18 protein-coding genes are annotated in these 25033 nt (G+C 70.0%); 5 read left to right on the top strand and 13 right to left on the bottom strand.

The window, feature by feature from the left end; all coding sequences use genetic code 11:
- Positions 1-3 precede the first annotated feature (3 nt).
- The 4 genes from O7632_RS16900 to O7632_RS16885 form a co-directional block, all read right to left on the bottom strand.
- The gene (locus O7632_RS16900; RefSeq protein ID WP_278115485.1) at positions 4-1398 is read right to left on the bottom strand and encodes a glycosyltransferase; all 1395 of its coding nucleotides are present in this window, start codon (positions 1396-1398) and stop codon (positions 4-6) included.
- Positions 1395-3611: a glycoside hydrolase domain-containing protein gene (locus O7632_RS16895; RefSeq protein ID WP_278120120.1), complete on the bottom strand. Its 2217-nt coding sequence runs from the start codon at positions 3609-3611 to the stop codon at positions 1395-1397. The genes O7632_RS16900 and O7632_RS16895 overlap by 4 nt, the downstream gene beginning before the upstream one ends.
- A 119-nt stretch (positions 3612-3730) precedes the next feature.
- Entirely contained in the window at positions 3731-4387 is a 657-nt protein-coding gene (locus O7632_RS16890; protein WP_278115483.1) for a dienelactone hydrolase family protein, read from the bottom strand.
- A gap of 57 nt (positions 4388-4444) precedes the next feature.
- Entirely contained in the window at positions 4445-5443 is a 999-nt protein-coding gene (locus tag O7632_RS16885) for a diacylglycerol kinase family protein (protein WP_278115481.1), read from the bottom strand.
- A 421-nt stretch (positions 5444-5864) separates the two neighbouring features.
- Between O7632_RS16885 and O7632_RS16880 the strand changes: the two genes are divergently transcribed.
- The 3 genes from O7632_RS16880 to O7632_RS16870 all read left to right on the top strand — a co-directional run bounded on the left by O7632_RS16880 (position 5865) and on the right by O7632_RS16870 (position 13127).
- Complete coding sequence (locus tag O7632_RS16880; RefSeq protein ID WP_278115479.1) at positions 5865-8360, top strand: M14 family zinc carboxypeptidase; 2496 nt, start codon at positions 5865-5867, stop codon at positions 8358-8360.
- 99 nt (positions 8361-8459) lie between these two features.
- Positions 8460-9116: a M23 family metallopeptidase gene (locus O7632_RS16875; protein ID WP_278115477.1), complete on the top strand. Its 657-nt coding sequence runs from the start codon at positions 8460-8462 to the stop codon at positions 9114-9116.
- 177 nt (positions 9117-9293) lie between these two features.
- Positions 9294-13127 carry an endo-1,4-beta-xylanase gene (locus O7632_RS16870; RefSeq protein ID WP_278115475.1) on the top strand — a complete coding sequence of 1278 codons (3834 nt, stop codon included), beginning with the start codon at positions 9294-9296 and terminating at the stop codon, positions 13125-13127.
- A gap of 85 nt (positions 13128-13212) precedes the next feature.
- Here O7632_RS16870 and O7632_RS16865 read toward each other — a convergent pair whose 3' ends face one another.
- The 4 genes from O7632_RS16865 to O7632_RS16850 all read right to left on the bottom strand — a co-directional run bounded on the left by O7632_RS16865 (position 13213) and on the right by O7632_RS16850 (position 17970).
- Positions 13213-14073 carry an alpha/beta hydrolase gene (locus tag O7632_RS16865; protein WP_278115473.1) on the bottom strand — a complete coding sequence of 287 codons (861 nt, stop codon included), beginning with the start codon at positions 14071-14073 and terminating at the stop codon, positions 13213-13215.
- Between the two features lie 130 nt (positions 14074-14203).
- Positions 14204-14662, bottom strand: coding sequence for an EAL domain-containing protein (locus O7632_RS16860; protein ID WP_278115471.1), 459 nt, complete (start codon positions 14660-14662; stop codon positions 14204-14206).
- 199 nt (positions 14663-14861) lie between these two features.
- Complete coding sequence (locus O7632_RS16855) at positions 14862-15674, bottom strand: aminotransferase class IV (protein WP_278115469.1); 813 nt, start codon at positions 15672-15674, stop codon at positions 14862-14864.
- A gap of 88 nt (positions 15675-15762) precedes the next feature.
- On the bottom strand, positions 15763-17970 hold the full coding sequence (locus O7632_RS16850; protein ID WP_278115467.1) for a chorismate-binding protein: 2208 nt from the start codon (positions 17968-17970) through the stop codon (positions 15763-15765).
- Between the two features lie 132 nt (positions 17971-18102).
- On the opposite strand from O7632_RS16850, the gene O7632_RS16845 reads away from it, so the two are divergent.
- The gene (locus O7632_RS16845; RefSeq protein WP_278115465.1) at positions 18103-18555 is read left to right on the top strand and encodes a MaoC family dehydratase; all 453 of its coding nucleotides are present in this window, start codon (positions 18103-18105) and stop codon (positions 18553-18555) included.
- A gap of 57 nt (positions 18556-18612) precedes the next feature.
- Here the strand turns inward: O7632_RS16845 and O7632_RS16840 are convergent, their stop codons facing one another.
- From O7632_RS16840 to O7632_RS16820, 5 genes are all read right to left on the bottom strand, one after another.
- The gene (locus O7632_RS16840) at positions 18613-18897 is read right to left on the bottom strand and encodes a hypothetical protein (protein WP_278115463.1); all 285 of its coding nucleotides are present in this window, start codon (positions 18895-18897) and stop codon (positions 18613-18615) included.
- Between the two features lie 98 nt (positions 18898-18995).
- Positions 18996-20240, bottom strand: coding sequence for an AMP-binding protein (locus O7632_RS16835; protein ID WP_278115462.1), 1245 nt, complete (start codon positions 20238-20240; stop codon positions 18996-18998).
- A 93-nt stretch (positions 20241-20333) separates the two neighbouring features.
- Positions 20334-21008: a response regulator transcription factor gene (locus tag O7632_RS16830; RefSeq protein ID WP_278115461.1), complete on the bottom strand. Its 675-nt coding sequence runs from the start codon at positions 21006-21008 to the stop codon at positions 20334-20336.
- Entirely contained in the window at positions 21005-22177 is a 1173-nt protein-coding gene (locus tag O7632_RS16825; RefSeq protein WP_278115458.1) for an ATP-binding protein, read from the bottom strand. The genes O7632_RS16830 and O7632_RS16825 overlap by 4 nt, the downstream gene beginning before the upstream one ends.
- Before the next feature lie 137 nt (positions 22178-22314).
- Positions 22315-23247, bottom strand: coding sequence for a UbiA family prenyltransferase (locus O7632_RS16820; RefSeq protein ID WP_278115456.1), 933 nt, complete (start codon positions 23245-23247; stop codon positions 22315-22317).
- Between the two features lie 269 nt (positions 23248-23516).
- Between O7632_RS16820 and O7632_RS16815 the strand changes: the two genes are divergently transcribed.
- Entirely contained in the window at positions 23517-24989 is a 1473-nt protein-coding gene (locus O7632_RS16815; RefSeq protein WP_278115455.1) for a cellulase family glycosylhydrolase, read from the top strand.
- Positions 24990-25033 lie beyond the last annotated feature (44 nt).

Raw genomic sequence — 25033 nt, 5'->3', positions numbered from 1 at the left:
GATTCACCCGGTCGGGACGCCCGGCGGGAGCGTCGACACGGCCGGTGGGATCGTCGACACGGCCGGTGGGATCGGCGAGAGCGTCGTCGGCGTGGAGATCGGCACCGGTGCCGGCACCGGAGTCGGCACCGGCGCCACCGGGTGCGACGCCGCGTCGAACAAGCCGTCGAAGACGGCGACCCGGTCGAAAGCCATCGCGTACGCCCTGGCGCGCCGCTCCAGGTCGGCCTTCTCCTCCGCCGGCATCTCCAACACGACCCGGTCGACCGTCTCGGCCAGCGCGACGATGTCCCCCGGCTCGACGATGACGGCCGTGTCACCGACCGCCTCGCCGGTGCCACCGGTCAGGGTCGTCACGATCGGCCCGCCACCGGCGAGCATCTTCTCCGCCAACGCGATGCCGAACGTCTCGACGAAGTCCGGCTCCGGCTTGGTGGGCAGCACGTACGCCGCGCACCCGGCCATCAGCAGCGGCTTCTCGGTGTCGTCGACGTCGGTGAGGAAGGTGATCTGGTCGTCTTCCTTCGACATCGCCTGTACGTGCTCCAGCGCCGGCCCGGTGCCGGCGACGACCAGCCGCACCTGTTCGCGGCAGCGCATCTGCCCGTACGCGATGACCAGGTCGTAGATGCCCTTGGCCCGGGCCACCCGGGACAGGAACAGCAGGTAGCCGCCCCGTTTCAGGCCCCGTCGGGCGAGCGCGGCGTCCACCGCCGCCGGATCCGGATCGAGGTACGCCGAGGTGTCGATCGGCGGATAGCTGACGGTCACCCGGCGGCGGCACTCCTCGGCGAACCGGGTGCCGCAGCGGGCGTCGACCTGCTCCGCCGAGGCGACGATCTCGTCCCGGGTGTAGTCCGACACCGCGACGAGTTCGTCACTGGCCAGGAACGTCGTGAACAGGACCGTGGCGGCACCGAGCTGCCCCTCCCGCAGGCAGGACATGATCACGTTGGTGACGTCGGAGCCGACCGCCTTGGCGATCGTGCGTACGTCCGGCGCGAAGCCGGCCGCCCGCGCCGCCGCCACCGCGTCGTTGACCACCGTCGTGTGCGGCACCAGATACATCGACAGGCACACCGTCGGCACACCGTCGGCGAGCAGTTCGACCAGGCGGCCGGTCAGCCCGGCGAGGTGCCGGCCGTCGGGCACCCGGTAGTCGCCGACCGGCTCCGGCCGTTCCACCGTGATCCCCGGGCTGTACGGCAGCAGCCGGTCCAGCGGCTTCAGCGGCAACCCGGCCGCCTGCAGCGCCGGAATCGGCCAGGTCAGCAGCCGTACGTCGTCGAAGCCACGGGTCAACGCGACCTCGGCGAGGTTACGGGCCTCCCCCGAATGGCCGCAGATCACCGGGTCGGCGCGGACGACGATGACGAGGCGGCGGGACGGTCTGGTCATGGGTTTTCCTTCGGGCTGGCGCGCGGCGCGGGCAGGGACGGTGGACGGCTCTCGCATCCCCAACCCGACGGCCGCGGCCCCAACCGCAGGTGCAACCGGCCGCCGCGGTGCACGTCGGCGGCGTTCAAATGGGTGGTGTGCAGCGGTTCGCCGTTGAAGGTGGCCGACTGGACGTACTGCGGTGCCGGTTCGGCGTCGACCCCGTCGACGCCGATCGGCGTCTCGCGGTGGCCGGTCGTCTCGATGACGAACTCCTCATCGCCGACCCGGATGGCGGCCCGCTCGAACGCGGGGGTGTTGATCAGAAACAGGCTCTGCCCGGCGACCGGGAACAGCCCGAGTGAGGCCCACACGTACCAGGAGCTGAGCCCGCCGGAGTCGTCGTTGCCCGGCAGACCCCCCGGCCCGGTGCCGAACTGCCAGGTCAACGCCGACTTCACCACCTGGGCGGTCCGGTCGGGCCGGCCGGCGTAGTGGTAGGCCCAGGGGGCTTCCATGTCGGGTTCGTTGTTCAGCCCTTCGAACCGGTGCAGCGCGTACCCGGCGGCCATCTCCGTCAGCGGCGGACGCCGACCCGGCTGCACGACCGGCGCGGCCCCGAAGCCGAAGAACCGGTCGAGCTTGTCGACGAACGCCGTGTCGCCGCCGGCCAGGGCGATCCGCGAAGCCATGTCGTGCAGCAGCCGGAACGAGTAGTTCCACTTGCCGCCCTCGTAGAACTCCGAGTCGCGCAGCAGGCCGGTCGCCGGGTCGAAGGCGTTGACCCACTGCCGGCTGCGCCGGTCGAGGTCGTCGGCGAGCCGCTGGTCGTTGAGCGCCCGCGCCACCTGGGCGGTGCAGTGGTACGCGTAGGCGAGGTCGAGGGTGTGCGAGATCGGATGCACCAGGCCGTGTTCGAAGAAGTCCTCGCCGTACAGTCGGCGCAGGTCGTCGACCATGTGCGCCAACGCCCAACTCCAGTCGACGCCTGGCCGGCCGAGCGCGTGGGCGTCGGCCAACGCGGTGTGCGCCAGGGCGCTCGCCTGCCGGAAGAACCGGTCGGCGCCGCGCGCCATCCGGTAGCCGATCGGGAAGTTGCCTTCCTCCTCGCAGACCCGGATCAGCGACTCCAGCAGGTCGCTCGCCCGGTGCGGGACGATCGCGGCGAGCAGCGGCAGCTGCGTCTTGTAGATGTCCCACATGGTGCAGATGTCGAACGCGTACGGGCCGGACGTCGGCCAGAACGGGCTTTCGTCGTCGGCGAAACACGGCTTGATCAGCGAGTGGTACAGCGCGGTCGCCATCACCGTACGGCGGGCGGGCGTACCGCCGTCGACCTGGACCCGGTCGACGTGCTGCGCCCACCGGACCCGGGTGGCAGCGTGCACCTCGTCGAAGCCGGGCTGGGCCAGCCAGCATTCCCGTTCCAGGTTCTGCCGGGCCTGGTCGCAGCCGCGCAGCGAGAAGCCGAGCCGCACCTCGACGGTCTGCCCGGCGGCGACCGGCCCCATGAACAGCATGCCGAACGGGCGCAGCGTGGTGTGCCGGATGCTGTCGAAGTCCAGCCGGGTGCCGCCGTCGATCAGCCGCCGGTCGTACCACAGCATCTGCCGCCAACCCGGGCTGTCGACCTCCAGGTAGACCGACAGCGGGACGCCTTCCATCACCACGGTGCCCTGCGCCCGGCCGTGCCCCATGCTTTCGGCCTGGGCTCGCAGCGGCACCGTACGGCCGATCTCGATGTCCAGCCCGCCGCAGGACAGGTCGATCACGACTCGGGCGTTGCGGTGCTCCGGGAAGGTGTAGCGGTGCACCGCGACCTTTTCGCCGACGGTGATCTCACAGCGCACCCCGGTGTCCAGGGTCGCCGCGTAGTAGCCGGCCGTGGCGACCTCGTCGTGCAGGGGCCAGGCCTGCCCGAGTGCGTCGAGCGGCTCCAACATCGGGGTGACCCGGACGTAGTTGTAGTACTTACGGATCGCCCCGGTGCCGGACTGCTGGAAGTGGGTGAACCCGGACGCCTGCAGCCGGTCGAACATCTCCTCGGGTACGCCCTCGGTGTTTTTGGCGTAGCGACCGTAGCCGGTCGGATAGGCACCCGAGTACGCGCAGGCCGACACCATGCCCAGCGGCGACGTGGCACCCGGATGAGTGTTGCCCACCTGCGGTTTCGGCCACCACCAGGTGGCGGCCAGGCCACGAGGCCGGGGCAGATCGGTCGCGGCGGTGCCGATGAACGGGTCGATGTCGTCGAGAATGCTCGGAGAGTACCGACGGCCGGCACCCGACGGGTTTCGGCCAGGTGAATCCTGGCCCCCGGCGACCCCACTGCGCGCGGCCGACAGGGACGCGGTCAGGCGAGGTGGGTGCCGAACCAGTCGGCGGCCATCGCGGCGGCCTGTTCGAGGGTGCCGGGTTCCACGAACAGGTGCGTCGCGCCCGGCACGACCCGCAGGACCGGGGGCACCGGCAACGCCGGCAACGCCGTCGCGGCGACCGCGTTGAGCTGCCGGACCTGAGGGTCCCGCTCCCCGACGATCAGCAGCACCGGGGCACGCACCTCGGGCAGCCCGTCGCCGGCCAGATCAGGGCGGCCTCCCCGGGACACCACCGCCCGTACCCGGTCCGGCCTGGCGGCGGCGGTGATCAGCGCGGCGGCAGCGCCGGTGCTGGCCCCGAACAGACCCAGCGGCAGAGCGCCGAGACCGGGTTGGTCACCGACCCAGTCGACGACCTCGGTGAGTCGCCCGGCCAGCAACGACACGTCGAAGCGCAACTCGGCGGTGACCGCATCCACGCCGGCCTCCTCGCGGGTCAACAGGTCGGTCAGCACGGTCGCCAGGCCGTCGGCGGTGAGCCGCTCGGCGACCGTACGGTTGCGCGGGCTCAGCCGGGAGCTACCGCTGCCGTGCGCGAACACCACCACCGCCCGCGCGTCCGGCGGCACCGTCACGTCGGCGTCGAGGACGACGCCGGTGGCGGGCACCCGTACCGGTGTGTTCAGGGCCACAAGACGGCGGGTACCCCGACCGTCGCCGGCCACACCTGCCCCGGCACGGGGACCTGGTCAGTGCTCGTCCTGGGCCCGTTCGACGAGATCCGCCCCGCGCCGGGCCGCCGCGCCGGCGTCGACGGTCAGGTCCGGGTCACCGGCCGGGCGGGGCACGCACAGCAGGAGCGCGCCCGGCCGGATCCTGACCACGAGGCGGCGACCCGGTGCGATCAGATCGCCGTCGAGTTCGCGGGGCTGGTCCCGGTCGCTGGAGATCGTGATCTCCCGACCCCGGTGGACCCGCATCCGCGGCACCCGGTCCCGGCGGCGCAGCAGCGCCCAGCCCAGCGTCAACCAATGCCCGACCGTACGGGGAGTCAGCACCGCCACGTCGAGCAGGCCGTCGTCGGGTTCGGCGTCGGCGAGCAGGGTGACGCCGCCCTGCAACCGGCCGACGTTGGCGACGAGCACGGTCCGCGCCCGGGTCCGGATCACCGGCTCGTCGTCGACCCGCAACTGGATGCGCATCGGCCGGTCGCGCAGGTGCCGCAGTGCCCCGACGACGTACGCGGGCCAGCCGATCCGGGCCTTGGCCTTCTCCGACGTCGCCTCCAGCATCTTCGCGTCGAAGCCCATGCCGGCCATCACCACGAAGTAGCGGTCGTCGAGCTGACCGACGTCGAGTCGACGCCGGCCGAGTTCGACGGCGACCTCCAGTCCGGCGGCGAGGTCGGTGGACAGGCCGAGGTTGGCGGCGAGCAGGTTGCCGGTGCCGGCCGGCAGGATGGCCAGCGCCACGTCCGTACCGACCAGTCCGGCGACGCAGGACATCACGGTGCCGTCACCGCCGCAGGCGAAGACGACCTCGACACCGGCGTCGACGGCCTGCCGGGTCGGCCCCTCCCCCGGGTCGTCGACCGTGGTCGAGAACCACAGCGGCTCGGCCCAGCCCGCTTCGGCCAGCGCACCGTCGACAGTCGCCCGCAACGCGTCGAGGTCGTCGACCTTGGCCGGGTTGACCACCACCGCGCTGCGTACCGCGCCGGGCCGCGTACCTACCGCTTGTTCGTTCACCGCGTCAGTGTGGGCCACGCCGGGCACTCCAGCCAGTCGAGTTGGTCCTTGTCGGACACGTACCGGACCGGGTGCCGGACCGGGTGCCGGACGCGCACCTGACCGAGTGCCGGACCGGGTTCGCGCGGTCCGTCACCCGGCGGCCCGACCGACGGTTGTCACAACGGGTGACCAGACCGGACACCCATTGACAGATCACTACGTCCACGTCCAGGATGGGCGCATCATACCGGCCGCCGCCTGCTGATTCGCCCTTCGCCCTGATGCCCCTGACGGTTGCCGCATGCCGGGGACGGAGTGCTGGCAGCCCCGAACGACGCGGCCGTGTCAGGCCGTCGACCCCTCCGGTCCGTCGCGGATGTCGGTACTTCGCCCTGCATGCCACTCGATCAGTGGCACCGCACGTGAAAGGCAGCGCACAATGTCCCCCTTTTACCTGCCACAGGCACGAAGAAACCTCGTCTCGCCGTTTCGGACCGCTCCGCATCCGGGCCACCCGTCCCGGACCCGCCGGAACCTGGTCGCGGCGATCGCCGTGGTGGCCGCCTGCGTCATTCTGGCCAGTCCCGCGACCGCGGTGACCGCCGCCGCACCCGACGAGGACCGGCCGGTCCCGGTCACCCTCGAACGGATCGCCGGCGAACAGGCCAGCGTCGTGGAGGTGATGGTGGCCGACCGCGACGAACTCGACGAACTGGTCGCCACCGGGGTCGACCTGGACCACCACATCTCCGCGACCGAGGCGGGCATCGTGGTGCACGCGGTGGTGACACCCAACGAGGTCGCCGGGCTCCGGTCGGCCGGCTACCGGATCGGCCGGACCCTGTACGACTCCGATGACACCGACGACCGGCTCGCCGAACGGGAGTCGATCATCGCGGCGCACGAAGCCGACAACCAGGCGTTCACCGCCCAGGTCGAGCAGAACTCCAGCGCCTCCGACATCAGGATCATCCGGGCGGACTACTACACCTCCGGCACCAACCAGGTGCTGTCCGTCGAGGCGAAATGGGCCCAGGGCCAGACCTCCAGCAGCACGCTGAGCGTGGTCCGCGACTCGGGCCCCGGCACCGACCTCGGCTCCGGCGGCACCCAGAACATCTCGCGCTTCGTCGACGCCGGGGTGTACCTCTACCACCGGGGCGCGGCCGTCGTCACCGCCCGACCCGACCGGATCCAGATCACCAGCCCCACCGGTGACGTGGCGGTCGCCCAGGTCAAGGAGTGGCTGCCGATCTCCGGGGACGCGCCGGAAGGTCCGGGCTATCAGAAGGACTTCGTCACCAGCTACCTGACCCCGACCGAGTTGTACGACCGGATCAAGCGACTGGCTGACGAGTTCCCCCACCTCGCCGAGGTCGTCGAACTGCCGTACCAGACCAACGGCTACCGACGCAAGGCGCAGGCGGTGCTCGGCAACGCCACCGCCAACCGGGTGGCGATCGACTCGCACGCCTGGGGCCATGAAGGCGGCAACGACGTCACCGTCGAGTTCGCCCACCCCGGCGCCGCCGACCAGACGCTCAGCGTCACGGTCACCGGGTCCGCCGTACGGGTCGGTCTGGGCACCGACGCCGCCGGCACGGTGACCAGCACCGCCGCCCAGGTCGCGGCGGCGGTCAACGCGGCAGCGGGCGACCTGGTCACCGCGTACACCTATCGGGGCAGCGTCGGCGACGGCGTGGTGGCGCCGGTCGCGCCGACGGCGTTGAGCGACAACCTGAGCGCGCCGGCCACCGTCTCCCGCGACCCGCACCCGGTGTACGCGCTGCGGATCGGCAAGTACCGGGACGGTTCCCGCACCGGGGTGCTCGCCTACGCCCAGGAACACGCCCGGGAATGGGTGCCGCCGCTGGTGACGATCGAGACCGCCGAGCGGTTGCTGCGCAACCACGCCACCGACGAGAACACCAAGCGACTGCTGCGTACGCTCGACATCTGGATCGCCCCGTCGATCAACCCGGACGGCGGGCACTATTCGTTCTACGACTTCGCCTCGCAACGGCGCAGCATGACCAACCACTGCGCCGCTGGTGGGGCCACCGACGCGCTGGCCCGCAACTCGTGGGGCGTGGACAACAACCGCAACTACTCCGAGTACAGCCTTTTCGACGGCTATTCGGGCGCGTCGACCAGCTGCACCAGTGACGTCTACGCCGGCCCGAGCGAGCTGTCGGAACCGGAGAACAAGAACCTGGACTGGCTGGCCAGCCGACCCAACATCAAGTTCTCGATGAACCTGCACTCGTCGGGCAACTACTTCATGTGGTCGCCCGGCTCCTACGCCACGCCGGGCCGGCTCTCCGCGCCGCGCCCGAACCTGGCCGAGGAGTCGTTCTTCTGGGGATCGTCGGCGCGGATTCTGACCGCGATCAAGCGGCACCGCAACCTGGCGGTGACCCCGGCCCGGACCGGGCCGATCGCCGACGTGCTCTACTCGGCGGCCGGCAACTCCGGGGACATGCTCTGGTACAAGTACGGCATCTACGCCTGGAACTTCGAGGTCGGCACCTCGTTCCAGCCCACCTGGACCGAGGCGCACGAGCAGACCCTGGAGTATTCCAACGGGCTGGTCGAACTGATGCGGGTGGCCCGCGACTACGACAAGGACAAGAAGCGGCCGACCAGCGCGCTGGTGGTCTCCCCCGGCGCGACCGAGGGCATGGTCGACATCCAGTTCGAGGTGAGCGAACCAGCGGCGGTCTTCTACACCCTCGACGGCGGCAAACCGACGTACGAGTCCACCCTGTACGCCGCCGCCGGGGTCCGGGAGGGCGCGGAGACCCTGACGGTGCCGTACGGCACCAAGGTCTTCTGGTTCTCGGTCGACGCCGCCGGCAACATCGAGAAGAACTACGACCCGACCACGGACGCCAAGAACTGGAACCGGGGCTTCGCGATCCTGTCCGGCACCTGACGCCACCAGACCTGACGGCGGCGCGGCCGTGGCGTCCCCTGCCACGGCCGCGCCGCCGCTACGGGCGGCAACGTCGGGGTGTCTGTCACGCTTGGAGGCGTGACCACCCCGTATGGCACCCGGACCACTGACACCCGCCGCCGCCGGAGCGCTCGCCGGCGGGTCACCTGGATCGTCGTGGCGGCCGGCCTGGTGGCGGCCGTGGCCGCCGTCGCGGCGGTCGCCGTACCCATGTTGTCGCCCCCGGGCCCGCGTCCGCTGTTCCAGCTTCCGGTGCCCTGCGGGGAAACCTGGCAGCTCGGCACCTACCCCGGGCACGACGACTACGACGTCGACCTGTTCCCGCTCGACGGCGAACCTTGGGGGCGGCCGGTGTTGGCGTCCGCCGCCGGGACGGTCACCGTGGCGGGGATCAACGGATCGTTGGGCGGACGGACCCCGGAGGATCCGGACGGTCCACGTGGACGGGGCGGCGGCTACTGGGTGAAGATCGACCATGGCGGCAAGTGGGAGACGCAGTACCTGCACCTGCTCGAACCGCCGCTGGTGCGGGCGGGGCAACGGGTCGCCCAGGGGGAGCAGATCGGGCTGCTGGGCAGTACCGGAGCCTCGGGTGCGCCGCATCTGCACTACGAGCAACGTCGGGGCTGGCAGAAGGTCGAGACCTACTTCGACGGCGAGCCGTCGGGCATCACACACGACGACGTCGAATACACCGTCACCCGGACGAGCAACAACTGTCCGCCGGCCGGCTAGGGCAAGCGCCGGACCCGAAATATTTCGGTCGGTTTTCAGATAACTTCCGGATAACGGATCTCCATGACACCGGTGGACGCCGACCGGCCCCGGTTAGCATCCACAAGCCTGGATGCAGTGGCACGTCTCCCGGGCACCGTCCTCTACGTGCCGTCTTGTCCGCCCAAGGAGCGACATATGCCCCCCGGGTCTCCCCCCGCTCGATCATCACAGCTGCTCGCCGGTTTCGTCGCGTTCGGTCTGGCCGCGCTGGCCGGGTCGGTGCCCGCCGCCGTCGCCGCCGCCCCGACCGACGGTGCCGCCCCGAGCGCGGCCACCGACGTCCTGCTCGCCAACGACTTCGAGTCGGACACGTACACGCCGTGGAGCGCACGTGGCGCGGCCACGCTGGCGATCACCACCGAGGGCCGGGACAGCGCGCACAGCCTGTCGGTCACCGGCCGTACCGCCGACTGGCAGGGTGCGGCGACCAGCGCGACCGCGCTGTTCGACCCCGGCGTGGCGTACTCGGTCACGGCCTGGGTGAAACTCCCGGCCGCCACGGAGGGCTCGGCCGGCGTCCACTTCACCGTCGAGGCCACCCCCGCCGACGGCGGCGACAACAGCTACACCTGGATCGGCGACAACGTCGTCACCACCGCCGACAGCTGGGTCCAGATCGGCGGCACGTACACGATGCCCGCCGGGCTGAGCTCGGCCACCCTCTACGTCGAGGCCGAGGGGACCACCCCGTACCTGCTGGACGACGTGCTGATCACCGGACCGGGCAGCCAGCCGGACGTGGTCACGGTGAGCGCCGTCGACTTCGAGGACGGCACCACCGGCAGCTGGACGGCCAGTGGCGACCCGACCCTGGACGTGGTCGACGACGCCGACGGCAAGGTGCTGGCGGTCAGCGACCGGACCGAAGGGTTCGACGGGCTGCAGAGCCCCGCCGGGATCTTCACCCCCGGACTCACCCACACCTTCGCCCTGCGGGCGCGTCTGGCACCCGACGGACCGGCCTCCTCCGGGTTCCGGTTCGTCATGAAGCCGGACTACACCTGGATCGGCGACACCACGATCACCGCCGACGAGTGGACCACGGTCACCGGGACGTTCACCGTTCCCGGCGACGCCGACCCGGCCGAATACCAGGTCTACCTGGAGGCAGCCGACGCGACGGCCGCCTACTTCGTCGACGACATCCTGATCACCGCCCCCGCCGACGGACCGGGCGGACCGGAACCCGGCACGATCGTCATCGACACCGACTTCGAGGACGGCCTCGACGGCTGGGGGCCGCGCGACAGCGGTGCGGGCGCTCCGACGGTCGAGCTCACCGACGTCGCGCACGCCGGCGCGGCCGCCGCTGCCGTCACCGACCGGGTCAACCAGGGCGCCGGCATCAGCCGGGACGTGACCACGCTCTTCGAGACCGGCGTCACCTACGAGCTCACCGCGTGGTTGCGGTTCGCCGAAGGCCAGGCCACCGACGAGATCTGGCTGAGTCTGGCGAGTACGGCCGGCAGCAGCCAGTCCTTCAGCACCCTCGCGCAGTTCGAGTCGATCACCAACACGGGCTGGACCGAGGTGTCGGCCACCTTCACCGCGCCCACGTTCGACAGCGCCGCGCTGTACTTCGAAACCAGCTGGCAGGGTGCCGACGTGGTCGGCAACACCAGCGACTTCCTGGTCGACGACATCGTCGTACGGGTGCCCGAACCGCCGGTGATCGAGGACCTGACCGGAATCCACGAGACCACCGACTTCCCGGTCGGCGTGGCGATCGACAGCCGCGAGACGGTCGGCACCGCCGCGCAGCTGCTGACCCGGCACTTCAACAACATCACGCCGGAGAACCACATGAAGCCGGAGGCATGGTACGACGAGGAGCGCGCCTTCCGCCCGCACGAGCAGGCGATCGCCATGATGGACTTCGCCCAGGCCAACGACCTCGGTCTTTACGGGCACGTGCTGGTGTGGCACAGCCAGACGCCGGCGTGGTTCTTCCAGGACGCGGCGGGTGAGCCGCTGACCACCTCGGCGGCCGACCAGCAGGTGCTACGGGACCGGATGCGGGAGCACATCTTCGCGGTGGCCGAGTCGCTGAGTGAGCGGTACGGCCCGTTCGGCTCCGACACCAACCCGCTGAACGCGTTCGACGTGGTCAACGAGGTGGTCAGCGACAGCGGCGAGTACGCCGACGGGCTGCGCCGCAGCGAGTGGTACCGGATCCTCGGCGAGGAGTTCATCGACCTGTCGTTCGAGTACGCCGAGGAGGCGTTCAACGACGTCCACGCGGTCGCCGGCACCGACCCGGTGACCTTGTACATCAACGACTACAACACGGAGCAGAGCGGCAAGCAGGGCCGGTACAAGGCGCTGGTGCAGCGGCTGATCTCCCGTGGGGTGCCGATCGACGGGGTGGGTCACCAGTTCCACGTGTCGCTCGCCACGCCGGTCGCCAGCCTGGAGGCGGCGCTGGAGACGTTCGCCGAGTTGCCGGTGACCCAGGCGGTCACCGAGCTCGACGTCACCACCGGCACGCCGGTGACCGAAGCCCGGCTGATCGAACAGGGCTACTTCTTCCGGGACGCGTTCCGGATCTTTCGGGCGTACGGCGACGAGCTGTCGATCGTCACGGTCTGGGGCCTCAACGACGGTCGGTCGTGGCGGTCCGGCAACGGCGCGCCGCTGATCTTCGACGACGGCTTCCAGGCCAAACCGGCGTACTACGGCGCGGTGGACGCCGAGCTGCCGGCCCGGCTGCGCACCGCGAACGTCTTCGCCGGTGACGTCGCGCTGTCCCCGGGTGCCACCTCCGACCTGGAGTGGAGCAAACTGCCGCTGCACCAGATCGAGGACGTGGCCGGGTTCCAGTTGCGCTGGTCGGCCGACCATCTGACGGCGTACGTCACGGTCTCCGACGCGACGACCGACGGTGACGACCGGGTCGAGTTCGTGCTCGACGGTCAGACGTACCAGGTGTCGCGCGACGGCTCGGGTGACGTGCCGGCGGTGGCGACCGAACGGGCCGGCGGGTACGACATCGTCGCGCACCTGCCCGTCACCGACGCCGCCGAGGGCGACACGCTCACCCTGGACGTCCAGGTCACGGTCGACGGCACCACGTCCGGGTGGAACACGCCGGGCGCGGTCGGCACCCTCACCCTGATCGAGGAGCTGTCCTACCTGGAGGTCAAGCAGGCCCCGGTCGCGCCGGTCGTCGACGGTGCCGTCGACCCCGGGTGGGCCGACGCCACAGTGGTCACCACCGACAAGCAGGTGTCCGGCACCGACGGGGCGGTCGCCACGGTCCGGACGCTGTGGCGGGACCAGACGCTGTACGTGCTGGCCGAGGTGGCCGACCCGGTGGTGGACGTCTCCGGCTCCGACCCGTGGACGCAGGACTCGGTGGAGATCTACGTCGACGCCGGGAACGTCAAGAACGGGCCGTACCGCTACGACGACATGCAGGTACGGATCAACGCCGACAACGTGGTGTCCTTCGGCACCGGTGACGAAGGGTTCCAGGCGGCCCGGCTGGACAGCGCGACGGTACGCACCGACACCGGTTACACCGTCGAGGCGGCGATCAGTCTGCTGGAGTACGGCGGTGTCGGCACGTTCCACGGCCTGGACTTCCAGGTCAACGACGCGTCCGACGGGGCCCGTACGTCGATCCGCAACTGGGCCGAGCAGGAGGGCATCGGCTATCAGACGACCGCCCGCTGGGGCGTCGGCCAGCTGGTGTCGGATTCCAACGTCGACATCACGGTCCGGCGGTTCACCGAATGGGATTCGGACACTGGTGGCGGCTACTGCGCCGAGATCGTCGCGACCAACGACAGCGACGAGCCGGTCGACTGGAGCGGGGTCGTCGAGCTCGACGGTGACATCTACACGGCCTGGAACTTCGAACGGGAGAGCCTGGCGGACAACCTGTACCGGATCAACGGCGTGCGGTGGAACAAGACGTTGAAGCCGGGAGCCAGCACCTTCAGCGTGGGCTACTGCGCGACCTGGTGACCTGCCGCGTCGTCGTGGGTGACGCCTGCCGGCGTCACCCACGACGACGCGCACGCGCTACGTAAGACGTCGCGCACGCGCTACGTCATCGGGCACCGGCCATCGCCATGGTCCTGGTACCGATGAACTCCATGATCGCCTTGTTGATCTCGTCGGCGTGCGTCCACGGAATCCCGTGCGGCGCGCCGCGCAACGTGACCAGCTGGCTGCCCGGCACCATCGGCGCCAGGCGCTTTCCGGTCACCTCGTACGGCAGGACGGCGTCCTTGTCCCCCTGGATGATCAGGAGCGGGACGTCGATCCGGGGCAGATCCGGTCGGAAATCGGTGAGCCACGCGTCGACACAGTGCAGTGTCGCGATCGCGGACGCGCGGGCACCCACCTGCCAGTGGGCCTTGAACGCGTCCTCGCTAACCCGTTTGCCCTTGTTCTCGTCCCAGCTGAAGAAGTTCGTGACGAAGCTGGTCAGGTAGGCGAACCGGTCCTGGATCACCGCGTTCTTGAATCCGTCGAACAGGCTCTGGTCCACCCCTTCCGGATTGTCCGGCGTCTTCAACAGGAACGGGGCGAGCGGGCTGATGACGACGGCCTTGCTGACCCGCTGCGAACCGTAGACACCAAGATAGTGGATCACTTCCCCGGTCCCCATCGAGTGCCCGACCAGGATCGCGTCCCGCAGGTCGAGCTCGCGCATCAGGACGTCGAGATCCGCCGCGAAGGTGTCGTAGTCGTAGCCCATCGCCGGCTGGCTGGAGTTGCCGAAACCACGTCGGTCGTACGTGATGGTCCGGTAACCTGCGGACAGCAGCGGCTCCACCTCCTTTTCCCAGGACGAACCGCTGTACGGGAAGCCGTGGATCAACACCACCGGCTGGCCCGCGCCGTGGTCCTCGTAGTAGAGGTCGATCGGGGCGGAGTTCTCGCGCCCCACCGTCACGAATGGCATGGCCTGTCCCCTCTGTTCAGCTGCGACAATTACCTGCTGATTCGAGGATGCGGTGCCGCGGCCGACGTCCGCAGACGTACGGATCACTTGGATCCGGTCGGGGAACAGAGTCATCCGCGCCGGGTGATCGCTACGGTACCGGCGACGCCTGCAGCAGGGCCCGCAGAGCGATCTCGTCCACCGGCTTCGACAGGGAATAGCCCTGACCGTAGTCGCAGCCCAGGACGGCCAACTCGGCGCGCTGCCGGTCGTTTTCGATGCCTTCGGCCACCGTACTGAGCCGTAGCCCCGGGCTCATCGACATGATCGCGCCAAGGACCGACAGCGCGGCCGGATCGCCACCGCCGATCCGCGCCACGAACATCTTGTCGATCTTGAGCTCGTAGATCGGATATCGGTGCAGGTGCCCCAAGATCGGGAACGCCCGGCGGACCACCGGTAGCAGCGGCTGGTTGGGCTTGACTCCGACCCAGGCTTGAAGGGCAGCGGACCGTCGATGCCAACGGTCACGCCGCGCCTGCGTACAGATCGCCGCCGATCGTCCTCGACGGACGCCCGCACCCACGAAACGGCTGTGCCCAGGGGTCATGCGGGCCAGCCTACGGCGCGCGCGCTTACCACATGTGATCGACACTCCTGTACGGCGGGTCCAGGATGGCCAGCGTGAATGGACTGACCAGGCAGTTGGGTCCAACATGGCTGGTTCACCGATGTGCCGGCCACGAGAAGGCTCTCCGGCGCGGCGTGGCACAGTGCTACGGCGGAAGGGGGGCTACGGCGGCGGGGCGCTACGGCGGCGGGGCGGGCGCCAACGGTTCGGCCGCGACGTCGGTGTACGCCCGGCCCAGGAGGTCCACGACAGGTGTGGCGGCCAGCGGCCGGCCGTCGACCTCGGCGACCGGTCGCAGCCCGATCGCGGCGTTGGTGACGAACGCGCCGTGCTGGTGATCCAGCTCCTCGACCGCGATCGGCGTCGACCGGCAGCGCAGACCGATCGTTCCGGCCGCCGCCGTCAGCAGCCGCATGGTTACGCCGGGCAGGCACGGACCGGCCGGCCAGACGACCTCACCGTCGCGGACGACGCCGATGTTCCAGGTGGGTCCCTCACCGATCCGACCGTCCGAGTCGACGAACAGCGCGTCGTCGAAGCCCGCCGACTGGGCGCGCCGCCGGTGGTGCACCGCCGCGAACAGGCCGGTGTGTTTCACCTGCGGCAGGTCACGCTGGTAGCGGCGACTACCGAGCCGCAGCGGGGCAGGTGGCGTCTCGGTGGCCGCCGGCCGGGTGGTGACCAGGATCCGGGGCCGGTCGGCCCGGCCGGCGGACGCGGACAGGCCGCCGTCGGGGTCGAAGACGGTCACCCGGACGATCCTCGGCCCAGGCGGATACCCGGCGAGCGCGGCCCGGATCAGCGTCCGTACCCGGTCGGGGTCGAGGTCGCTGTCGAACACGGTCCGACAGTCGTCGCGGAGCCGGTCCAGGTGCAGCCGAAGACCGCGCACTCCCCCGTCGGCGACCGTCATCGTGGTGAAGTGGCCGTGATTGTGCAGCGCCAGGGCGCCCACCTCGGCCACCGTCACCGGCCTGCCGTCCAGTTGCATCCTGACCCCGTCCTGACCCCGTCCGGATCCTGGTCGCCGCCCTGTACCTCGTCGCCGACCGCCCTGGTCGCCGTCCGCCAGCCGAAGGTCAACGGGCCGAACGGGTCGCCACACCGTACGCGGTGAGCAGCGCCCGCGCCTTGAGCATGGTCTCGGCGTACTCCTCGGCAGGGTCGGAGTCGAGCACGATCGCCCCGCCCGTACCGATGGTGGTGCCGTGCTCGGTGGTGACGGCGGTGCGGATCACGATACTGAGGTCGGCGCCGCCGCCCAGGCCGAAGTAGCCGAGCGCGCCGGAGTAGACGCCACGCGCCTCGTGTTCCAGCCGGTCGATGATTTCCATCGTCCGGAGTTTGGGTGCCCCGGTCATCGAGCCGCCGGGGAAGCAGACCCGGGCGCACGCGACCGCGCTCACGTCGGGACGCAGCCGGCCACCGACCGTGGAGACGAGCTGGTGGACCGTGGCGTACGACTCGGTCACCATGAACCGGGGCACCTCGATCGAGCCGATCTCGCAAACCCGGCCGAGATCGTTGCGGAGCAGGTCGACGATCATCATGTTCTCGGCGCGGGTTTTCGCCGACGTCGTCAACGACCGGCGCAGCTCGTCGTCGCGGCGGGGATCGGCGTCGCGGGCGGCGGTCCCCTTCATCGGGCTGCTGCGCACCTGGCCGTCGCGCTCGACGCGCAGGAACCGCTCCGGGGAACAGCTCGCCACGCTCACCGCGCCCAGACGCAGGTAGGCACCGTGAGGTGCCGGGTTGCCCCGGCGCAGCAGCCGGTAGTAGGCCAACGGGTCATCCACCCGCGGCAAATGGAGCCGGTTGGTCAGGCAGATCTCGTAGCTTTCGCCGCGCCGCAGCTCGACCAGGGCGCACTCGACGTCGACGAGGTACTCCGGGCGGGTCCGGGACAGCCGTACCCACTGCCGCACATCCGGTCGGCCGCCGTCGCGGTCGACCTGGTCGAACACGGGTCCGGGCGCTCGCGTCGACATCGAAGCGGGCCGGTCCGCGACGAGACCACGCAGCCGCTCGGTGGTGGCGGCGATCCAGTGGCCGGCCGCGACCCGTTCGACCGGTCCGTCGCTGACCGCCACCAGATAGGTCCTGCCTTCCTGATGGTCGACGACGACCAACCGGTCGGCGAAGATCCACACCGCGTCCGGGGTGGCCGCCCGGTGGGTCGTGGTGGCCCCGCAGTCGGCCTTCGCCTCGTAACCGAAGTAGCCGACGTATCCGCCGGCGAAGTCGAACGGCAGATCGTCGTCGGGCAGCCGGTGGCGGGCCAGCCGCCGGTCGAGCACGTCGAAGATGCCGCCGGGTTCGGATCGCACCGGCCGCCCGGCGCGGACGACGTCGACCGCACCGGCGCCGACCCGGTAGGTGAGCACCTCGGAAAGCGGACCCGAGGCGTCACCGAGAAACGAGAAACGGGACCGCCCCGCCGCCACGAGGCTGCTGTCGAGCCAGAAGGCGTACGGCTGCTCGGCGTACAGCGCGGCGAAGGCCGCCTCGGTGTCGATCTCGGCGTCGATGACGGCGACGTCGCGGACCAGCGACGGCGCAGGTCGATCGACCGGGGCGGGCGGTTCAGGCCGCTCGACTGGGGCGGGCGGTTCAGGCCGCTCGACTGGGGCGGCCGGCTCAGGTATCTGGTGGCGGACCAGCTCGGGTACGGTCGGATCCCCGGCTCCGTGGCAGGGCCGGTGCAGCTGGTGGGCGCGGGCGAGTCGCAGAAAGTTGCCGATCAGCACGGCGCCGTACGTCGTACCGATCGACTCGGGGTGGAACTGCACCCCCCACCGGGGCAGTCGACGGTGCCGCAGCGCCATCACGGTGCCGTCGCCGGCCCATGCGGTCGCCCGCAGCGACTCCGGCAGCGGGGCGGTGACCTGCAGCGAGTGGTAGCGGACTGCGGCGAACCGCTCGGGGACGCCGGCGAACAACTCGTCGCCGTCATGGCGTACCTCGTCAACCTGGCCGTGTCGCGGCAGTCGCTCGCGCACCGTCGCCCCCGCGTGGAAGGCGATCGCCTGGTGTCCCAGGCAGACGCCGAGCACCGGCAGGTCCGGATGGGTTTCCAGCAGCTCCCATCCCCAGCCGAGGTCGGTCACGTGCTGCGGGCGGCCGGGACCCGGGGAGACCACCACACACCATACGTCGAGCCGGTCCACGGCGGACAGCCGAGGATCGTCGTTGGCCAGCACGATCGGTTCCTGACCGGCGACCGCGGCGATCAGCTGGAAGAGGTTGTACGTGTAGGAGTCGTAGTTGTCGATCAGCAGGACCCGCACCGTCACCTCCCGTCCGGCACCCGCCCGTCCATCGGTACGTGCGCCGCAGGAATTGTGCCCGATCCACCGTTAGCATTTCCCGGCAGCGGCGGATCCGGCGACCGCCGGACGACCAGGTAGGAGGAGACCGGCATGGCCTTCGACTCCATCGACGCGCTGCGACGCGCCGCTGGAACCTCACTCGGACCCGGCGAGTGGATCGAGGTCGATCAGGACCGGATCGACGGGTTCGCCACCGCCGCCGGGGACCACCAGTTGATTCACGTCGATCCCGACCGGGCCGCCGACAGACAGTCCGGCGGCACCGTCGCGCCCGGCTTCCTCACTCTGTCGCTGCTGCCGGCGCTGGTCGCCGGCCGGGTCGCGGTGTCGGGTGCCCGCATGTCGGTCAACTACGGGCTGAACCGGGTCCGGTTTCCCGCTCCGGTGCCGGCCGGATCACGGCTCCGCGCCGTCGTCGACGTGCTCGACGTCACCGACGTCGCCGGTGGCGTACAGGTCCGCTATCAGGTCACCGTCGAGCGCGACCGGGACGGCGGCGGTCCTGTCTGCGTGGCCGAGTGCCTGACCAGGGTGTACGTCTGAGCGAGGCAGGTGACCGACGGATCCGGGTGGCGGATCCGTCGGCCGGCCGGGCCGGTGTCACCAGTGCTTGCGGCGGTAATGCCCGTGATAGCCCTTGCGGCGGTAATGCCCGTGATAGCCACGGTGGCGGTAATGCCCGTGGTAGCCATGGTGCCCGCCGCCGCCGTGATCTCCCCGGCCGCGCCGCATCCGGTGGTTCAGGTGACGCTCGGCCTCGTGCAGCAGCCGACTCACCGCCGAACCGTGGCCGTGGCCGTAGCCATGGCCACGGCCGCGACGCACCAGCCGGCTGATCCGCGACACGACGAATGACAACAGGAGATGTTTGACGAAACGACCCACGTGTCTACCTCGCCCCTCTGACGTCTGCTCCCACAACGGTAGATCGCGCGGTCCAGTTGTCGGCGACCGCCGGGCGGCCGTCGGCGGCGAACCCACCGTCAGCCGAAGGTGACCAGATCACGGGTGCGGCGCCGCACCACGATCCCGGTGTCCACCATGCGGCTACCCGGCGGGCCCGACGGGTCCGGGATGAGCCGTTGCGCGGTGAGCCCCGGGCGGCCGAGATATCCACCACCGACCGGCCAGCCGGCGACGTGCAGACGTCCGGTCGCCCCGGTCGGCACCATGGTCAGATCGTGGTCCAGGACGAGGAAGCGGACCCCGGGCAGTGGGCGCCCCGGGCCGTCGGCGGAGGCGCCGGTGGCGACCACCGTACTGTCGCCCAGACCCCACAGTTGCACCGGCGCGCCGGCCGTACCTCCGCGCCACAACAACGTCCGGCGCTCCCCCGGATGGTCGATCGGGGCGGCGCTGAACGCGATGTCCGGGGCACCGGTCGACGCCCGCGGTCGGCGACCACCGGTAGCGCTGGTGGTGTCGTCGAAGATGACCGCGCTCGCCGCGGTGCCGAACGACCACACCAGTTCGAGCAGCAGCAGCCCGTCGTCGGGCCGGTGTCGCACCAGAACCGACCCGCCGTCGAACACGCCGGCGGGCTCTCCCACCGCCAGCCCCCGCAGCTGGGAGTGCCGCCAGACGACGCCGACCGGATCGGGTCCGACGTCGGACGGATAGACGACCAGGGCGTCACCCGGCTGCGGTTGCCAGGCGAATTCTCCGGCCGGGCCGGAGTCGAACCGGCGTGGCCGGCCCCCGGCCAGGATCGCGGACACACCGGCGTCGGACAGGATAGCGTCGCGTCGCTCGATGGACGCCTCGACGTCGACCGGCACGCAGATACCGCCGGCACGCAGGACGCCGAGCATCGCCACCACGAAGTCGATGCCGACCGGATGGCAGACGGCGACCCGGTCGCCGCCGCCGACGCCGATGCCGCTGAGTTCGTCGGCGACGGCGACGCTACGGGATCGCAGCTCGCCCAGGGTGAGTTGCCGGCCCGCCTCGTGCAGCACCAGAACGGTCGCGGCGGCACGCGCGGTGCGGTCGAACAACTCGACGATGGATCTCGACGATGCCGCCGGTCCCGGACCGGGCTGGCGGGCGTGGGCCAGCTCACGGGCCCCGGCCGGTGGTATCTGGTCGATGAAGTCCTGACAGCGGCGGACCGCTCCGGCCATCGCCGTCACCTGCCAGCCACGGGGCGGCGGTCGGCCGATCGGCCAGATGCCGAGCTGAGCGGACGCGTTCACGACCACGCGGAAGCGTGTCTCGTCACTACACATCTGAAGGTTCTCCACAAGACGGTCCCGCACATCCCGCGAGCGGTGGGCCGCGCGGCTGTGACGACAGGGTGTTCCGATCAAGGGCCGCGCGGCTCAGCCGCCGCGGGGCGCGTCCTCGTCGGCAGGAGTGATCAGCCGTGCGGCGGTTGCTTTTCGGACGGCGTCGATTCGGGACACCGCACCCAACTTGGCGTAGATGTTCGTCAAGTGCCGCTTGACGGTCGCCTCGGTGACGTGCAATCGCGCCGCGATCTGCCCGTTGCTCAACGCCTGGGCGGTCAGGGTGAGCACGTCGACCTCCCGATCGGTCAGCAGACCGTGCTGACTGTTCCGACGCTGCTGTTCGAGTCCTTCGACGGTCCGACGGGACACCGCGAGCAGGACGGAGTCAGACTGTTCGGCCACCGAGCGAACCGCCGCGACCAGTTCGATCCGCAGGCTGGACTTGGCCAGGTAGGCGGAGGCTCCGCTGTCGAGCAGATGGTGGACCATCGCCGAGTCGTCGTGCATCGTCAACACGATCACGTGGGTCTCCGGTGAACACCGTCGGACCTGCCGGATGACTCCGGCCGCCCCGGGGCCCGGCATCTCCACGTCGAGCAGCAGCACGTCGGGGCGGTGTCGGACCACCAGGGCCACGGCGTCGTCACCGTTGGCCACCGATCCCACGACGGCGAGACCGGGATCGGTCGACAGCATCTCCCGGATCCCTTCCCGGAACAGCGTGTGATCGTCGGCCAGGACGATCCGGATCGTCCCGGCGTTCACAGTGCGCCCGAGGTGAGTGGTACCCGTACGGTCACCGTCGTACCGCTTTGCTGGGCGCTGTCGACGTGCAGGCTGCCGCGCAGCAGTTCGGCTCGTTCCGCCATGGACGGCAGGCCGCCGCCGCTGGTGGCGGACGGGCCGGTGGGGTCGAAGCCCGACCCGTCGTCGACGACCGACGCGGTGACGACGTCCTCCCCGACGGCTATCGTCAACATCACCGATGTCGCCCGGGCGTGCCGTAGCGCGTTGCGGGTCGCCTCGCGCAGGATCAGGTACAACTCCTCGCTCACGTTCGACGGAAGGGTCTTCACGTCCCCGGAGATCCGCAGGGTGGCGACGATCTCTGGTGGCACGTTGGCGTGCAGGTACGCCCGCAACGCCGTCTCGATGGTCGCGCTGCCGACCGAACGCCGGAGCTCGGCGGAGAGCTGCTGGACGGTCCGCAGCGCCTCGGTCAACGACGACAACGCGTTGCTGAGCTTGTCCGGTGCCAACTGTGGATCGCTGACGGAGTAGAACTGGAAGAGGTCCAGTTGCTGCATCGCCAGACCCATGCCGTGGCCCACCCGATCGTGCAACTCGCGGGCGATGCGTCGACGTTCCTCCTGGCGGGAGGCCTGCAGCTTCTCGATCAGGAAGTCGACGTACGACAGTGAGGCGAGAGCGACCCGGTCCATCACCGCCTCGTGCAGTGCCCGACTGATCATCATGACCTGATGGATGCCGTCGCGGCAGTCCTTGTCGCGGTCCCGGGTGTCGCGGGCGATCCGCCCGGCCAGCAGGGGCAACGCCACCTCGAATAGCAGGGACGCCGCCCGCAGCGACTCGCTGGGATGGATCCCGCTGCGGGCCCGACTCGCACCCACCTCGACCGAGAAGAGTCGCGCCTCGCCGGTCGCGCCCATCGAGGTGCTGGTCGCGGAGTCGGCTCGGTGCACCACGTCCTCGATGATGTGGCCCACCTGTCGGGCCAGCTCCGCGGTGTGGGCGGGATCGCGGATCAGCACGCTGCCACGCGATTGCAGTTCGCGCAGGTAGGCCTCGCGAATCTCGTCCACCACGGTGGCGTGCTCGGCAGTGGCGTGCTCGCCGTCGTCCGGCTCCTGAGAACGATCCGGAGTATGCGGCACTGCACCGGCCTTCCGGGTCAGCGGCGTGACGGACGTCAAGATCCTGACTGTCGGGACAGCGAATCACGATGTCCGGCGTCCCGATGTCCCGCGTCCCGATGTCCCGCGTGTCGCCGATCAGTTGATCGAGCGTCTCAACTATACCCATGACCACGGCACCGTCAATCGTCGTCATGTCACAGGAGGCTCTCGACCAGCACACCGAGGTGGGCGCCGTACTGGGTCACCATGAACCGTCGGTACGGCGCACGAATTCGGCTTTCAACCGACCAATGTCGGCCAATCAACGCGACAACGACCGCACTCGCTCCGATCAGGATCGTAACCGCGAAGGGAACCATCACCCCGAAATGGATTGCAATCGCCATCACGGTCAGCGCCAGCCCCGTCACCATCAACGCCATCACCGACCGGGCGCGGCGCTCGCCGAGCACGACCGGGAGCGTCCGTCGGCCGGCGAGCCGGTCGCCACACACATCGGGCAGGTCCTTCGTCATCCCGGCGAGGCTCATCCACAGCGACATCACCATCGCCACCATGAGGACCGATCCACTGGGCACACCGCCACCGGCGGCGTACCACCCCGCGAGGTAGGTGGCCAGCCCGCCGGCGGCGATCACCGCCATCGAACCCGGCACGCTGAACTTCGCCGCCCGCCGGCCCATCGAGTAGAGGCTCCCGAGGCACATCATCGCAGCCGCCAACAGCATGACCCGCCAACCGGCCAGCAGACCGAACACCAGCGAGCACCCGGCGAGAATCGACAGCAGCGCGGTCGCGTGGCCGCTGGGCAACCGACCACACGCGACCGGTCGGCGCGAGGCGTTCGCCTGATCCGCGACCCGATCACTGACGCCGTTCAGGAGGTACACGTGCCACGTCGCACAGAGCCAGGCCACCGCCGCCGCCGCCAGCCGCGCCGGGTGGACGCTGAGCCCGCTGGCGGCGACCGCGAGCACGGCCGCGACCATGAACCGCAGCTGGAACATGGCCTGCACCAGCGGGCGGGACTCCGACCAGGCGAGGGCCACCGTCCTGGGGCGTAGTCGCACCGCCACCGTAGTCAGTCGCACCGCCGCCGTAGTCACCAGAGCAGCATCGATACTCATCGTCGCCTCCTCGCCGACCCGCCGCCGTCGACCGGCTCGTCGCACCGATCACGCCCGGCACCGACGATCGTCTGGCAACGCCGACCGCCGGCGCGTCGCCTGACCTGCGCATCGCCTGCGGTCGATGGTCGTACGGGTCGTACGACCTTGGTCTACACCTATGCCGCCCACCCGATCGCTACCTTGGCCGGCGCCACGGCCACTCCTAACGTCCTCGGCAGCGAACGAGATCGTTCGCGAACAGACGGGACAGCAGGAGGTGTCGGGAAATGTCAACGAAGCACACGCCGTTCCTGAAGGTGAGTGGCTCGCACATCGTCGACGACAACGGCGACCCGGTCGTACTCCGTGGAATCGGGCTCGCCGGATGGCTGCTGATGGAGAACTGGATCACCGGTTTCCCCGGCCACGAGGAAGGCCAGGAAACCGCGATCCGCCATGTGCTCGGGCCGGACCTCACCACATACTTCTACGAGCGGTTCATCGAGAACTTCTTCTCCGAAGCCGACGCCGCCTACCTCGCGTCACTGGGCATCAATCTGGTCCGGATACCGTTCCACTACAAGTTCCTGGAAAGCGACGACCGGCCATTCGAGATCAAGCCGGACGGTTTCCGTCACCTGGACCGGGTCATCGCGCTGTGTGCGCGACACGGCATCCGTACCATGCTGGACCTGCACGCGGTGCCCGGCTACCAGAACCAAGACTGGCACTCCGACAACCCCACCCACGTCGCCCACTTCTGGCGGCACCCGCACTTCCAGGACCGGGTGGCCAACCTGTGGCGGGCCATCGCCACGCACTACCGCGACGAGCCCTGGGTCATCGGCTACAACCCGCTCAACGAGCCGGCCGACCCCACCGCCAAGCGGGTCGGCCCGGTATACCGGCGGCTCGTCGAAACCATTCGCGAGGTCGACGACAAGCACATCATCTTCCTCGACGGCAACCGGTACGCGATGGACTTCCACTTCTTCGGCGAGCCGATGCCCAACGTCATCTACTCGCCGCACGACTACCCGCCGCCCGGATTCATGCCCGGTAGCCGCTACCCGGGATCGTTCGAGCTGATGCACGTCGTCGCGCCGGAAGAAGGCAGCGGCGCCACGGCCGAGCCGCCGGTGCAGTTCTGGGACAAGGCGGCGGTCGAAGGTGGCTTCCTCGACCGGGTGGACTACATGCAGCAGACCGGTACGCCGATCGTCGTCGGCGAATTCAACGCGGTGTTCACCGGCGAGGCCGAACTGGACCAGATGCGACTCAATCTGCTGGCCGACCAGCTCGACATCTACGACAAGCACCAGGCCAGCTGGGTGTACTGGGGGTACAAGGACATCGGCGTGGTGTCGCCGTTGACCGTGGCCGCCGACAGCCTCTGGATGCGTCGGATCCGACCGGTGGTGGAGAAGAAAGCCCGACTCGCCGTCGACCTGTGGGGCGGCGACCTCGCCCGGATCGCCGACGTGCTGGAACCGGTACGGGCTGTCATCGCGCGCGAATTCCCCGACTGGTGCCCGTTCCCGTGGGGGGCCGACTTCCAGATCAACCGGCTCATCCCGCACACCCTGTTCTCCCAGGCCATGCTTCCGGAGTTCGGCGAACTGTTCCGGGGCATGACCGAGAGCGACATCGACGAGATGATGCGGTCCTTCCGGCTGGAGAACTGCCTGCCCCGCACGCCGCTGATCGAGCTGCTGACGAAGTCGGTCGACGACGCCACGTCCGGGCCGGCCGATGCCTGACCCGGCCGGGCCGCTGCCGGTTCTCGGCCCGGCGAGCGCCAGAT

The sequence above is a fragment of the Solwaraspora sp. WMMD406 genome (genome assembly GCF_029626025.1).
Taxonomy (GTDB): domain Bacteria; phylum Actinomycetota; class Actinomycetes; order Mycobacteriales; family Micromonosporaceae; genus Micromonospora_E.
This window is presented reverse-complemented; position numbering and strand designations above follow the sequence as displayed.